The organism is Streptomyces sp. RG80, from assembly GCF_040446465.1.
Taxonomy (GTDB): Bacteria; Actinomycetota; Actinomycetes; order Streptomycetales; family Streptomycetaceae; genus Streptomyces.
Genome location: NZ_JBEAAJ010000001.1, coordinates 481,037 through 494,884, shown reverse-complemented (window position 1 = coordinate 494,884; position 13,848 = coordinate 481,037). Strand labels below are relative to the sequence as shown.

Genomic DNA, 13,848 nt, shown 5'->3' with positions numbered 1-13,848 from the left:
TCGCCGTCTGCCGAGTGAGGAATGGGCTGAGATGCCTGAGTTCGCGTACACCGATCTGCTCCCCATGGGAGAGGACACCACCCCGTACCGGCTGGTGACCTCCGAGGGTGTCTCCACCTTCGAGGCCGACGGGCGGACGTTCCTCAAGGTCGAGCCGGAGGCGCTGCGCAAGCTCGCCGAAGAGGCGATCCACGACATCCAGCACTACCTGCGCCCGGCCCACCTCGCGCAGCTGCGCCGGATCATCGACGACCCCGAGGCGTCGAGCAACGACAAGTTCGTCGCGCTGGATCTGCTGAAGAACGCGAACATCGCCGCGGCGGGCGTGCTGCCGATGTGCCAGGACACCGGCACCGCGATCGTCATGGGCAAGCGCGGACAGAACGTCCTCACCGAGGGCGGTGACGAGTCGGCGCTGTCGAAGGGCATCTACGACGCGTACCTGAACCTCAACCTGCGCTACTCGCAGATGGCCCCGCTGACGATGTGGGACGAGAAGAACACCGGGTCCAACCTGCCGGCCCAGATCGAGCTGTACGCCACCGACGGCGGCGCCTACAAGTTCCTCTTCATGGCCAAGGGCGGTGGCTCGGCCAACAAGTCGTTCCTCTACCAGGAGACGAAGGCCGTCCTGAACGAGGCCTCCATGATGAAGTTCCTGGAGGAGAAGATCCGTTCGCTCGGTACGGCCGCGTGCCCGCCGTACCACCTGGCGATCGTGGTCGGCGGTACGAGCGCCGAGTACGCCCTCAAGACCGCGAAGTACGCCTCCGCGCACTACCTCGACGAGATCCCGGCGGAGGGCTCCGAGCTGGGCCACGGTTTCCGGGACAAGGAGCTGGAGGAGAAGGTCTTCGAGCTGACGCAGAAGATCGGGATCGGCGCGCAGTTCGGCGGCAAGTACTTCTGCCACGACGTGCGCGTGGTCCGCCTCCCCCGCCACGGTGCGTCCTGCCCGGTCGCCATCGCCGTCTCCTGCTCGGCGGACCGCCAGGCGGTGGCCAAGATCACGGCCGAGGGTGTCTTCCTGGAGCAGCTGGAGACGGACCCGGCGCGGTTCCTGCCGGAGACGACGGACGAGCACCTGGACGAGTCGTCGGACGTGGTGAAGATCGACCTCAACCAGCCGATGGACACGATCCTCGCCGAGCTGACGAAGTACCCGGTCAAGACGCGGCTGTCGCTGTCCGGCCCGCTGGTCGTGGCCCGTGACATCGCGCACGCCAAGATCAAGGAGCGTCTGGACGCGGGCGAGGAGATGCCGCAGTACCTCAAGGACCACCCGGTGTACTACGCCGGCCCGGCCAAGACCCCCGAGGGCTACGCCTCCGGCTCCTTCGGCCCGACCACGGCCGGCCGCATGGACTCCTACGTCGAGCAGTTCCAGGCGGCGGGCGGCTCCAAGGTGATGCTGGCCAAGGGCAACCGGTCCGCCCAGGTCACCAAGGCGTGCGACACCCACGGCGGCTTCTACCTCGGCTCCATCGGCGGCCCCGCCGCCCGCCTCGCCCAGGACTGCATCAAGAAGGTCGAGGTCGTCGAGTACGAGGAGCTCGGCATGGAGGCCGTCTGGAAGATCGAGGTCGAGGACTTCCCGGCGTTCATCGTCGTCGACGACAAGGGCAACGACTTCTTCCAGGACCCGGCTCCGGCGCCTACGTTCACGTCGATTCCGGTGCGGGGCCCCGGGCTGGCGTAGCGCCTCTGGTGCGGCGGGGCCGGATCTCGCCCCGCCGCTGGTAGTTCCCGTCGCCCCCTGCCCGCCCGGTGAGCCGAGCCGCCGTTCGGCGCAGTTCCCGGAACATCGCGGCGCCCCCGATCGCTGTACAGGGCATGAGCGACTACCGCATCGAGCACGACTCCATGGGCGAGGTCCGCGTCCCCGCCGAAGCCAAGTGGCGGGCACAGACGCAGCGTGCCGTCGAGAACTTCCCCATCTCGGGGCAACGCATCGAGCGTGCCCATATCGAGGCGCTCGCGCGGATCAAGGGGGCCGCGGCGACGGTGAACGCGGAGTTGGGGGTGCTCGACAAGGACATCGCCGAGGCCGTGCGGGACGCGGCCGCGGAGGTCGCTCAGGGGGACTGGGACGAGCACTTCCCGATCGACGTGTTCCAGACCGGGTCCGGGACCTCGTCCAACATGAACACCAACGAGGTCATCGCCACGCTGGCGACCGAGCGGCTCGGCCGGGACGTGCATCCCAACGACCACGTCAACGCCTCGCAGTCGTCCAATGATGTCTTTCCGTCCTCCATCCACATCGCCGCCACCGCCGCCGTCACCCGGGATCTGATCCCCGCGCTCGAGCATCTCGCCGACTCCCTCTCCCGCAAGTCCGAGGAGTTCGCCGATGTCGTGAAGTCCGGGCGGACCCATCTCATGGACGCCACCCCGGTGACCCTGGGGCAGGAGTTCGGCGGGTACGCCGCCCAGGTGCGGTACGGGATCGAGCGGCTCCAGGCCTCCCTCCCCCGGCTCGCCGAGCTGCCCCTCGGCGGCACCGCCGTCGGGACCGGGATCAACACGCCGCCCGGGTTCTCCGCCGCCGTCATCGCGGAGGTGGCCCGCGCCACCGGGCTGCCGCTGACCGAGGCCAGGGACCACTTCGAGGCTCAGGGGGCGCGGGACGGCATCGTCGAGACCAGTGGGCAGCTGCGGACCATCGCGGTCGGGCTGACCAAGATCGCCAACGATCTGCGGTGGATGGCCTCCGGGCCGCGCACCGGGCTCGCCGAGATCTCGCTCCCCGATCTTCAGCCGGGTTCGTCGATCATGCCCGGCAAGGTCAACCCGGTCATTCCGGAGGCCGTCCTCATGGTCGCGGCGCAGGTCGTCGGGAACGACGCGACCGTCGCCACCGCCGGAGCCGCCGGCAACTTCGAGCTCAACGTGATGCTGCCGGTCATCGCCAAGAACGTCCTGGAGTCCGTTCGGCTGCTCGCCAACGTCTCGCGGCTCCTCGCCGACCGGACCGTCGACGGGATCGTCGCGCACCGCGAACGCGCGCGCGAGTACGCCGAGTCGTCACCCTCCGTGGTCACGCCGCTGAACAAGTACATCGGCTACGAGGAGGCCGCCAAGGTCGCCAAGAAGGCTCTCGCGGAGCGGAAGACCATTCGTCAAGTCGTCGTGGAAGGCGGGTACATCGAGCGTGGGAACCTGACCGCCGAGCAGCTCGACGAAGCGCTGGATGTCCTGCGTATGACGCGTCCGTAACCATTGTCGTCCCGGGCGCGAACCGTGACGCGCACCGCAGCGTCGTATGCCCATGGCACCTAATATCTGTGCATGGCAGACGGTGGAGCGGTGAGAGCGGTGAAAGCTGGTACGTCGACGTCCTTCTGGGAGCCCGGGAGTCAGATCCTGTGGCGGTACCGGGAGAACGGCGGCGCGCGCTTCCACATCGCACGCCCTGTGACCGTCGTCCGGGACGATCACGACCTGCTGGCCGTGTGGATGGCCCCCGGCACCGAGTGTGTGAAGCCGGTGCTCGCCGACGGCACCTCGGTGCACGCGGAGCCGCTGGAGACCCGGTACACCAAACCGCGCACCGTGCTGCGCGACCACTGGTTCGGCACCGGTGTGCTGAAGCTGGCGCGACCGGGCGAGCCGTGGTCGGTGTGGCTGTTCTGGGAATCGGGCTGGCTGTTCAAGAACTGGTACGTGAACCTGGAGGAGCCGCTGGTCCGTTGGGACGGCGGGGTCGACTCCGAGGACCACTTCCTGGACATCTGCGTGTACCCGGACCGCAGTTGGGACTGGCGGGACGAGGACGAGTTCGCGCAGGCCCAGCGGGACGGGCTGATGGACGCCGCGCGGGCCGAACAGGTGCGCCAGGCGGGGCGTTCCGCGGTGGAGGTGATCCGCGCCTGGGGCCCGCCGTACTCGGATGGCTGGCAGCACTGGCGCCCGGATCCGTCCTGGTCGGTACCGTTGCTGCCGGAGGACTGGGACCGCACTCCCGCGCATGTGTCCTCATGAGACCCTTGATGCGCCCCCGGGCAACAAACGTAGGATCGTCCTCCGCAAGAGCGCGCGGCGGCAACTGGCGGAGCGTGCATCGAGCTTGACCATTCGTCACCGAGGGGCGGCAGGACGTGAGCGAGGGGTACGAGGGCAACACCGGCACGAAAGCCAGACGGCCCGCCGGTGGCACAGGAACAGCCTCTGACCACGCGGGAATTCCGTTCCTGGGGCACGTATACCGGGTATCGGCATTTCGGCGGGACGAACTGGGCGCGCGGCGCTCAGCCCCCAACGGACGGATTCGACACGCGTGACGGAGCAGCCCATCTCCTTCGAGCGCCCCCAGCCGGGCGCCGACCCCGCGGACCCTCGCGGGGCGCTCCTGCGTGCCTCCACGCCCCCGCACAGCGCCTTACCGGCACAGGCCCGGGCCGGTGAGACACCGCCCTCCGGGTCCGACACCACGACACCGTCCACGCCCTCGATGCCTGCGACACCTTCGATGCCCGCGATGCCCGCGACCCCTTCGCCCGGCGGCGATTCCGAGCACTCCCAGCCCACCGTCGCCGCCGAGCCGGACACCCACCGGCCGCGTCCGGTGCCCGAGGGTGTCCCCGGTCCGCCGGAAGCCGCGTCCGACGGCCCCGAACGGCGTACCGGGCAGGGCCTGACGCCGGGCCGGCCCACGCCCATGCGGCGGGACGGCGACCGGCTGCGGTTCGTCGGCGCCGCCACCCGGCGGATCGCGCGCGGCATCGACCTCGACGAGATCGTGATGGGGCTGTGCCGGGCGACCGTGCCGACGTTCTCGGACGCGATCCTGGTCTACCTCCGCGACCCGCTGCCGGTCGGCGACGAACGCCCCACCGGCCCGCTGGTGCTGCGGCTGCGCCGCACGGACCGGATACCGGAGGAGCGGGACACCGAGGGCGGTTTCGCCACGCCCGCACTCCAGCCGGAGCCGACCGAACTGACCGAACTGGCGGCCGTCACCGCCGAACTGTGCGAGGTGCGCACCGGCGGTGCGCTCGCCGAGGTGCTGCGCGGTGTCCGCCCGGTCTTCACGGACTCCCCGGCGGCCCACGCGGCGCTGCCGGAACTCCTCGGCGAGGGCGGCGAGTTGATCGTCCCCGGCGGCCGGCGCGCCATCCTCGCCCCGCTGCGCGGCCGGCGCCGGGTGATCGGCGCCGCGCTGTTCCTGCGCCGCCCGGAGCGCATCGCGTTCGAGCCGGACGACCTCCTGGTCGCCGCCCAGCTCGCCACGCACAGCGCGCTCGGCATCGACAAGGCCGTGCTGTACGGCCGTGAGGCGTACATCGCCGACGAGCTCCAGCGCACCATGCTGCCGGAGACCCTGCCGCGTCCGACGGGTGTCCGGCTGGCCTCGCGCTATCTGCCGGCCGCCGAGACTGCGCGGGTCGGCGGCGACTGGTACGACGCGATTCCGCTGCCGGGCAGCCGGGTGGCGCTGGTCGTCGGTGACGTCATGGGGCACTCCATGACCTCGGCCGCGATCATGGGCCAGCTGCGGACCACGGCCCAGACCCTCGCGGGCCTCGACCTGCCTCCCCAGGAGGTCCTGCACCACCTCGACGAGCAGGCCCAGCGCCTCGGCACCGACCGCATGGCGACCTGCCTGTACGCCGTCTACGACCCGGTGTCGCATCGGATCACGATCGCCAACGCCGGCCATCCGCCGCCCGTCCTGCTCCACCTGGGCGGCCGGGCCGAGGTCCTCCGGGTGCCTCCGGGCGCCCCGATCGGTGTCGGCGGCGTGGACTTCGAGGCCGTGGAACTGGACGCGCCCGCCGGAGCGACCCTGCTGCTGTACACGGACGGGCTCGTCGAGTCCCGGCTGCGGGACGTGTGGAGCGGCATAGAGCAACTGCGCGAGAAGCTCGCCGCGACCGCGCAGCTGACCGGGCCGGATCATCCGCCGCCGCTGGAGGCGCTGTGCGACGAGGTGCTCGACATGCTCGGTCCCGGCGACCGGGACGACGACATCGCGCTGCTCGCCGCCCGCTTCGAGGGCATCGCGCCCAGTGATGTGGCGTACTGGTTCCTGGAGCCCGAGGACGCGGCACCCGGGCGGGCCCGGCGGCTGGCCCGGCGTGCCCTGTCCCGGTGGGGACTGGAGGAAATGAGCGACTCCGTCGAGCTGTTGGTCAGCGAGGTCGTCACCAACGCCGTGCGGTACGCCTCGCGGCCGGTAACCCTGCGGCTGCTGCGCACCGATGTGCTGCGCTGCGAAGTCGGGGACGACGTACCGCAGTTGCCGCGGCTGCGGCAGGCCCGGGCCACCGACGAGGGCGGGCGGGGGCTGTACCTCGTCAACAAGCTCGCCCGGCGGTGGGGGGCGACCCGGCTGAGCACCGGCAAGGTCGTCTGGTTCGAGTTGAACCGGAACTGAAGGGCACAACCGAAGGACACAGAAGGGGCGCCCGGCTTCTGCCGGGCGCCCCTCTCCTTACTGCTCGTTCGCCGGGTCCACCGGATCCTCCGGGATGTCATCCGTCGGTGGCTTCGTCGTCGGGGTCTGGGACGGTGTCTGGGACGGAGTCTGCGACGGCGTCTGGGACGGGGTCTGCGAGGGCGTCTGCGACGGTGTCTTGGACGGCGTCTGCGAAGGCGTCTGCGACGGTGTCTTGGACGGCGTCTGCGACGGCGTCTGCGACGGGGTGAAGCTCGGTTCGACCGCGGCGCCCTGGTCGGTGTCCAGGTCGAACTCGGCAGACGTGGACGTCACTCCGAACATGTACGCCGCCCAGATCTCCGCCGGGAAGCCACCGCCGTTGACGCGGGGCTCGCCGCCGGCGCCGTACATCTTGGCCTGTCCGCCGACCTTGTACTTCTCGCCGAACAGGCCCACCGAGGTGACCAGGTCCGGGGTGTAACCCGTGAACCAGGCCGACTTGTTGTCGTCGGAGGTACCCGTCTTGCCCGCGACCTCCTGGCCGTCCCGCGCGGAGTTGTCGCGCACCGACCGCTTGGCCGTACCGTCGTCGACCACGCCGGTCAGCACCGAGGTCACCGTGTCGGCGGTCTCGCGGCTGATGACCTGCTCGCCGATCGGGTCGGGCATCTCGACCTCGCTGCCGTTGCGCTCGGCCGACTTGATGATGGTCGGGGTGACCTTCTTGCCGTGGTTGTCGAGGGTGGCGTAGACGCCGGCCATCTGGATCGGGCTCGCCCCCATGGTGCCCAGGGTGTAGGCGGGCAGCGCCTTCAGGTCCGCGGTGTCCATGCCGAGGTCGGTGGCCGTCTCGAGGACCTTGTCCATGCCGACATCGACGCCCATCTGCGCGAAGACGGAGTTGATGGACTTGTTCATCGCCGTCTGGACGGTGACGGGGCCGTAGTCGGTGTCGTCCTCGTTCTCCGGGGCGAAGGCGATGTCGCTGCCCTTGACCGGACGCTTGCTGGTGCCGTCGTAGACCGTGCGCGCGCCGATCTTCTTGCCGTCCTGCGTCTCGGCCTCGTGCTCCAGGGCGGCGGCCAGGATGACCGGCTTGAAGGTGGACGCGGGCTGGTAGTCGGTGCGGTTGGCGTTGCTGAAGTAGTGCGTGGTGTAGTCCGCGCCGCCGTACAGGGCGACGATCTTCCCCGTCTTGGGGTCGACGGAGGCGGCGCCGGCCTGGATGTTCTTGTCGACCTTGCGCTTGTCCGGGTCCAGTTGCTCGGTCAGCTGGGTCTTGACGGCCTTCTCCAGCTGCTTCTGCTTCTTCTTGTCGATGTTCAGGGTGATGGTCCAGCCACCCCGGTCGACCTGGGCCTCCGCGTCGTCCTTGGAGAGGCCGTCCTGGTCCATCAGCTGCTGCACGAGCTGCTGCTTGGCGAGCTTGACGAAGTAGCCCTTCTGACCCTTGAGGCCGGACTCGGCCTGGGGCTCCTCCGGGACCGGGAACTCCATGTCCGCTCGCGTGGAGGCGTCCAGCCAGCCTTCCTCGACCATGTTGTCCAGGACGTAGTTCCAGCGGGCCTTCACGAGCTTCTTGCCGGTGGGCGAGGCGGCCGTCCAGTCGTACTGGCTCGGTGCCTGGAGCACCGCGGCGAGGTAGGCGCCCTGCGCGACGGAGAGCTTCTCGGCGTCGACGCGGTAGTAGGCCTGCGCGGCGGCCTGGATGCCGTAGGCGGTCCGGCCGTAGTAGCTGGTGTTGATGTAGCCGGCGAGGATGTCGTCCTTGGACGTCTGGCGGTCCACCTTGAGGGAGATCACCAGCTCCCTGAGCTTGCGGGTGACCGTCTGGTCCTGGGTGAGGTAGTAGTTCTTGACGTACTGCTGGGTGATCGTCGAGCCACCCTGCTTGCCCTTGCCCGAAAGGGTGTTGAGCAGACCTCGGGCGGTGCCCTTCAGGTCGATGCCGGAGTCCTCGTAGAAGGACTTGTTCTCGGCGGCGACAAAGGTGAGCTGGACCTTCTTGGGGATCTTGGCCAGGTCCACGACCTCACGGTTGACCTTGCCGTCGGTGACCAGGACCGAGCCGTCGCTGTACTTGAAGGTGTTGGTCTGGAGCTGGGCCTGAGCGTTGCCCTCGGGGACCTGCACCATCATGTACAGCACGATGAAGGCGCCGATGCCGAGCAGGCAGGCGCCGAGGAACGTGCCGAGGATCTTCTTCCAGGTGAAGAGCCGGCGTATGAAGCTCTTGCTGCCGCCACCGGAAGCACCGGTCGCCCCGGCCGCTCCGGAGGCCCCGCTCGTCCTGGAGACCGCGGCCGCCCTCGACGAACGGCCCTTGGGTGCGGCGCGGCGACCGCCGCGCTGGCGCGCTCGTCTTTCTTCCGCTCGTCCCATGGGCCCGTTCCGCTCCGCTTCGTTCATGTGTGCTCATCCGTCACACAGGTTCGCCGCTCAGGTCAGCTCAGAAAGCTAACACCGGGAGATGTGACAAAGGGCTGCCGATCCGGTCTTTTGCGGACGTGACAATCAGCACCCGTTCCTATGGAACCGACGTACGAGGGCTGTCCAAGGTTGCCCTGAGAGGTTAAAGTGATATCACTTAGCTAGACCAAAGCTATGCCGTACGAGACGGGGGACCCCCATGACCACACACGACGACACCATCGCCGACGTACCCGAGATGCCCGCCCCGCGGGTCCGCGAGTTCACCGCGCACAGCATCGGCGGCGGACTCGCGCTGCTGCTCGGACTGCTGGGGCTGTTCGCCGGCGCCGGGATGATCGTGGCCGCCACGGCGGTCTCGGCGACCGGCGGGAAGGCCGCGCTGATCGTCGGCGGGATCCTGGTCGCTCTCGCCGCGTTCCTCGCGATGTGCGGGCTGAACACGGTGGCGCCGGGCGAGGCCCGGGTCGTCCAGCTCTTCGGGCGCTACCGGGGAACGATCCGGCAGGACGGGCTGCGCTGGGTGAACCCCTTCACCTCGCGCACGAAGATCTCCACCCGGGTGCGCAACCACGAGACGGCCGTCCTGAAGGTCAACGACGCCTACGGCAACCCGATCGAGCTCGCCGCGGTCGTGGTGTGGCGGATCGAGGACACCGCGCAGGCCACCTTCGAGGTGGACGACTACCTCGAGTTCGTCTCCACCCAGACCGAGGCGGCCGTCCGGCACATCGCCATCGAGTACCCCTACGACGCCCATGACGAGGGCGGCCTCTCGCTGCGCGGCAACGCCGAGGAAATCACCGAGAAGCTCGCGCTGGAGCTGCACGCGCGCGTGGAGGCGGCCGGCGTGGAGATCATCGAGTCCCGCTTCACGCACCTCGCGTACGCTCCCGAGATCGCCTCGGCGATGCTCCAGCGCCAGCAGGCCGGCGCGATCGTCGCGGCCCGGCGGCAGATCGTGGACGGAGCGGTCGGGATGGTCGAGGCGGCGCTGGCCCGGATCAGCGAGCAGGACATCGTGGAACTGGACGACGAGCGCAAGGCGGCGATGGTGTCGAACCTGATGGTGGTGCTCTGCGGGGACCGCGCGGCGCAGCCCGTCCTGAACACCGGGACCCTCTACCAGTGACGGATTCGACGCAGGAGCCCGCGCCGAAGCGGCGGCCGCAGCAGCAGCGCAAGCAGGTGCTGCTGCGGCTGGACCCCTCGGTGTACGAGGCGCTGGCGCGCTGGGCCGGGGACGAGCTGCGGTCGGCGAACGCGCAGATCGAGTTCCTGCTCAGGAAGGCCCTGGCGGACGCGGGCCGGCTGCCCGGCGAGGCCCGGCCGATCCCGCGGCGCGGGCGGCCCCCGGTGGATCCGGAAGCCTGAGATCCCGTGTAGCAGAACCGTGACAATCGGCCCCGACCTGCGGCTCGTCACCCACCCACGCGATCTACACACTCGGCGTATACATGCCGGGTATACACCGCGTGTACAGTCCTCCCCATGTCCATCGGTCACACCCTTTTGGGACTCCTGGAGTCCGGGCCCCGCCACGGCTACGACCTGAAGCGGGCCTTCGACGAGAAGTTCGGTCACGACCGGCCCCTGCACTACGGCCAGGTCTACTCGACGATGTCCCGCCTGCTGAAGAACGGGCTCGTCGAGGTCGACGGCATCGAGGCCGGCGGCGGTCCGGAGCGCAAGCGGTACGCCATCACCGAGGCCGGCATCACCGACGTACAGCAGTGGCTGGCCACGCCGGAGAAGCCCGAGCCGTATCTCCAGTCGACGCTGTACACGAAGGTCGTCCTCGCGCTGCTGACGCACCGGAACGCGGCGGACATCCTCGACACCCAGCGCTCCGAGCATCTGCGGATGATGCGGATCCTCACCGACCGCAAGCGCAAGGGCGATCTCGCCGACCAGCTCATCTGCGACCACGCCCTCTTCCATCTCGAGGCCGATCTGCGGTGGCTGGAACTGACCGCCGCGCGTCTCGACAAGCTCGCCCAGGTGGTGACCGCATGACTCCCGCAGGCTCCCTGCTCGTGGCCGACGACCTGCGCAAGGCGTACGGCCCGACCCTGGCGCTCGACGGCGCCCAGTTCTCCATCCACCCCGGCGAGGTCGTCGCCGTCATGGGCCCCTCCGGGTCCGGCAAGTCGACCCTGCTGCACTGTCTCGCCGGGATCGTGACGCCCGACTCGGGCTCGATCGTCTACAACGGGCAGGAGATGGCGACGATGAACGACGCCCAGCGCAGTGCGCTGCGGCGGAGCGAGTTCGGGTTCGTCTTCCAGTTCGGCCAGCTCGTCCCGGAGTTGACCTGTGTGGAGAACGTCGCCCTGCCGCTGCGGCTGAACGGCACCTCCCGCAAGGAGGCCGAGAAGACCGCGCTCGGCTGGATGGAGCGGCTCGAGGTCGACGACCTGCGGAAGAAGCGGCCCGGCGAGGTGTCCGGCGGTCAGGGGCAACGCGTCGCCGTGGCACGGTCGTTGGTGACCAGTCCCCGCATGCTGTTCGCGGACGAGCCCACCGGCGCGCTCGACTCGCTCAACGGCGAGCGCGTGATGGAACTGCTCACCGACGCCGCCCGGTCCACCAACGCGGCCGTCGTGCTGGTCACGCACGAGGCACGGGTGGCCGCCTACTCCGACCGCGAGATCGTCGTACGGGACGGCAAGTCCCGGGACATGGAGCGGGTCGTATGAGGCAGTGGGCACGGGACCTGGGCATGGGGGTCCGATTCGCGTTCGCGGGGGGACGCGAGGGCTGGATCCGGGTCCTGCTGACGGCCGTCGGGGTGGGGCTCGGGGTGGCGCTGCTGCTCCTGACGACCGCCATCCCGAACGCGCTGGCGACGCGCGACCAGCGGGAAGAGGCCCGCAGCGACATGTCGTTCAGCGCCGAACCGATGAAGAAGGCCGACAACACCCTGCTCATCGGGTATGCCACCACGACCTACCACGGCAAGAGCGTGCGAGGCCGGGCGCTGGAGCCCGAGGGATCCAAGGCACCTCTGCCGCCGGGGGTCTCCGACTTCCCCGCACCGGGCGAGATGGTGGTCTCCCCCGCGCTGAAGAGGCTCCTGGACTCCGACGACGGGAAGGTGCTGCGGGAGCGGCTGCCGGACCGGATCGTCGGGACCATCGGGGAGAGCGGACTGATCGGCTCGGCCGAACTCTCCTTCTACCGTGGCGCCGAGGGACTCGAACCGCAGATCAACGGCGCCAACGTGGACCGCATCAAGCGGTTCGGGACCCCGGACCAGGACCAGAGCTCGGAGCCGCTGGATCCCGTACTGCTCCTGCTGATCCTCGTCGTCTTCGCGGTGCTGCTGACGCCCGTCGCCGTCTTCATCGCGGCGGCCGTGCGGTTCGGCGGCGAGCGGCGCGACCGGCGGCTCGCGGCCCTCAGGCTGGTGGGCTCCGACGCCCGGATGACCCGGCGGGTCGCGGCGGGCGAGGCGATGGCCGGGGCCCTGGTGGGCCTGGTCCTGGGCGCCGGGTTCTTCATGGCCGGGCGGCAGGTCGCGGGCTCCGTGGAGGTGTTCGACTACAGCTTCTTCCCGAGCTATCTCAACCCCTCGCCCCTGCTGGCCCTGCTGGTCGCCGTCGCGGTGCCCGCGGCCGCCGTGCTGGTCACGCAGTTCGCGCTGCGCGGTGTCGTCATCGAGCCGCTCGGCGTGGTGCGTACCGCGAAGCCGTCGCGGCGCCGGCTGTGGTGGCGGCTGCTGCTGCCGGTGGGCGGTCTCGCGATGCTGTACCCGATGATCGGCCAGGGCCGTGACAGCGGGAACTTCAACCAGTACCTCACCGTCGGCGGCGTCATGCTGCTGCTGGTCGGTGTGACCGCGCTGCTGCCCTGGGTCGTCGAGGCGGTCGTCTCCCGGCTCGGCGCGGGCCCGGTGGCCTGGCAACTCGCCGTCCGCAGGCTTCAGTTGAGCAGCGGCACGGCGGCCCGGATGGTCAACGGCATCGCGGTGGCGGTGGCCGGCGCGATCGCCCTGCAGATGCTGTTCGCCGGCGTCGACGGCCAGTACACGGAGCGGAAGGCCGAGGACACCGCGGGGTCCCAGATGGCCATCATGCTGCCCTCGGGCAGCTCGGCCGCCGCCGTCGAGAAGAAGTTCGCGCAGACCCGTGGCGTCGAGCTGGTCTACGACCTCGCCGACGGCTACCTCAGCAACGCCCGCGTCGAACCCGAGCACTTCGCCCCCGTGTCCGTCGGTTCCTGCGCGTCCCTGCGCAAGGTCGCCAAGCTCTCCTCCTGCCGTGACGGCGACGCGTTCATCCTGAAGGCCGGCGACTACGCCTATGACACGGACAAGCTGATCAAGGCCGGCGCCCGGGTCTGGTTCGAGGACTCCGACGACGACAAGACGACCAAGCCGCTCGCCTGGACCGTCCCGAAGGACCTCACGACCGTCCAGAGCACCGAGGACTCGACCAGGGTCGGCCGTGCCGGCCTGCTGATGACTCGGGCGGCACTGCCCTCGGGAGCCGACCGGCTGCTCACCCCGGAGCTGTATCTGAGGCTCGACGCATCGGAGCCGGAGGCCCTCGAGTACGTCCGCAACACGGCGGCGCGCATCAACCCGTACGAGGAGCCCATCACGTTCGCGTCCAGCGTGCGCGACAAGAACTACGCCGCCATCCGCGGCGGCCTGTTCGTCGGCGCCACCTGCGTCCTGATGCTGATCGGGGCGAGCCTGCTGGTCTCCCAGCTGGAGCAGCTGCGCGAACGCAAGAAGCTGCTGTCGTCCCTGATCGCCTTCGGCACCCGGCGCTCCACGCTGAGCCTGTCGGTGCTGTGGCAGACGGCGATCCCGGTCGGACTCGGGCTGTTGCTGGCGTCGACGGTGGGACTGACGCTCGGCGTGGTCCTGCTGAAGATGACGGACACCCCGGTGTCCGTGGACTGGGCGAGCGTGCTGTCGATGACGGGCGCGGGCGCCGCGGTCGTCCTGGTGGTGACGGTGCTCAGCCTGCCGCCGCTGCTGCGGCTGATGCGACCGGACGGACTGCGCACGGAGTAGTCGTACGACG

The 13,848-nt window shown here is 69.7% G+C and carries 10 protein-coding genes; 9 read left to right on the top strand and 1 reads right to left on the bottom strand.

The features are described 5' to 3' along the window. Positions 1-31 precede the first annotated feature (31 nt). The 4 genes from ABKA17_RS02360 (at position 32) to ABKA17_RS02345 (ending at position 6,379) form a co-directional block, all read left to right on the top strand. Positions 32-1,699, top strand: a complete 1,668-nt coding sequence (locus ABKA17_RS02360) for a fumarate hydratase (protein ID WP_353690110.1) — start codon at positions 32-34, stop codon at positions 1,697-1,699. A gap of 134 nt (positions 1,700-1,833) precedes the next feature. Then, positions 1,834-3,219 (top strand): class II fumarate hydratase, encoded by a 1,386-nt coding sequence (locus ABKA17_RS02355; protein ID WP_353690109.1) that lies wholly within the window; start codon positions 1,834-1,836, stop codon positions 3,217-3,219. Positions 3,220-3,291: 72 nt separating this feature from the next. Next, positions 3,292-3,984, top strand: coding sequence for a cytidylyl-2-hydroxypropylphosphonate hydrolase (fomD, locus tag ABKA17_RS02350; protein WP_353690108.1), 693 nt, complete (start codon positions 3,292-3,294; stop codon positions 3,982-3,984). A 295-nt stretch (positions 3,985-4,279) separates the two neighbouring features. Further along, positions 4,280-6,379, top strand: a complete 2,100-nt coding sequence (locus tag ABKA17_RS02345) for a SpoIIE family protein phosphatase (protein ID WP_353690107.1) — start codon at positions 4,280-4,282, stop codon at positions 6,377-6,379. A gap of 57 nt (positions 6,380-6,436) precedes the next feature. Here ABKA17_RS02345 and ABKA17_RS02340 read toward each other — a convergent pair whose 3' ends face one another. Next, entirely contained in the window at positions 6,437-8,764 is a 2,328-nt protein-coding gene (locus tag ABKA17_RS02340; protein ID WP_353690106.1) for a transglycosylase domain-containing protein, read from the bottom strand. Positions 8,765-9,011: 247 nt separating this feature from the next. Between ABKA17_RS02340 and ABKA17_RS02335 the strand changes: the two genes are divergently transcribed. From ABKA17_RS02335 to ABKA17_RS02315, 5 genes are all read left to right on the top strand, one after another. Continuing rightward, a complete protein-coding gene (locus tag ABKA17_RS02335) occupies positions 9,012-9,944 on the top strand; it encodes an SPFH domain-containing protein (RefSeq protein ID WP_353690105.1) in 933 nt (310 codons plus the stop codon). Continuing rightward, positions 9,941-10,186, top strand: coding sequence for a type II toxin-antitoxin system antitoxin (locus tag ABKA17_RS02330; RefSeq protein WP_353690104.1), 246 nt, complete (start codon positions 9,941-9,943; stop codon positions 10,184-10,186). The genes ABKA17_RS02335 and ABKA17_RS02330 overlap by 4 nt, the downstream gene beginning before the upstream one ends. A gap of 117 nt (positions 10,187-10,303) precedes the next feature. Beyond that, positions 10,304-10,828: a PadR family transcriptional regulator gene (locus tag ABKA17_RS02325; RefSeq protein ID WP_353690103.1), complete on the top strand. Its 525-nt coding sequence runs from the start codon at positions 10,304-10,306 to the stop codon at positions 10,826-10,828. Continuing rightward, positions 10,825-11,511, top strand: a complete 687-nt coding sequence (locus ABKA17_RS02320; RefSeq protein ID WP_353690102.1) for an ABC transporter ATP-binding protein — start codon at positions 10,825-10,827, stop codon at positions 11,509-11,511. Before ABKA17_RS02325 ends, ABKA17_RS02320 begins: the two co-directional genes overlap by 4 nt. After that, a complete protein-coding gene (locus ABKA17_RS02315) occupies positions 11,508-13,838 on the top strand; it encodes an ABC transporter permease (RefSeq protein WP_353690101.1) in 2,331 nt (776 codons plus the stop codon). Before ABKA17_RS02320 ends, ABKA17_RS02315 begins: the two co-directional genes overlap by 4 nt. Positions 13,839-13,848: the final 10 nt, after the last annotated feature.

Excerpts from the sequence above, each read along its gene's own strand:
- ABKA17_RS02360 (WP_353690110.1), top strand. The coding sequence starts at position 32 with ATGCCTGAGTTCGCGTACACCGATCTGCTCCCCATGGGAGAGGACACC.
- ABKA17_RS02355 (WP_353690109.1), top strand. The coding sequence starts at position 1,834 with ATGAGCGACTACCGCATCGAGCACGACTCCATGGGCGAGGTCCGCGTC.
- fomD (WP_353690108.1), top strand. The coding sequence starts at position 3,292 with ATGGCAGACGGTGGAGCGGTGAGAGCGGTGAAAGCTGGTACGTCGACG.
- ABKA17_RS02340 (WP_353690106.1), bottom strand. The coding sequence starts at position 8,764 with ATGGGACGAGCGGAAGAAAGACGAGCGCGCCAGCGCGGCGGTCGCCGC.
- ABKA17_RS02335 (WP_353690105.1), top strand. The coding sequence starts at position 9,012 with ATGACCACACACGACGACACCATCGCCGACGTACCCGAGATGCCCGCC.
- ABKA17_RS02325 (WP_353690103.1), top strand. The coding sequence starts at position 10,304 with ATGTCCATCGGTCACACCCTTTTGGGACTCCTGGAGTCCGGGCCCCGC.
- ABKA17_RS02320 (WP_353690102.1), top strand. The coding sequence starts at position 10,825 with ATGACTCCCGCAGGCTCCCTGCTCGTGGCCGACGACCTGCGCAAGGCG.
- ABKA17_RS02315 (WP_353690101.1), top strand. The coding sequence starts at position 11,508 with ATGAGGCAGTGGGCACGGGACCTGGGCATGGGGGTCCGATTCGCGTTC.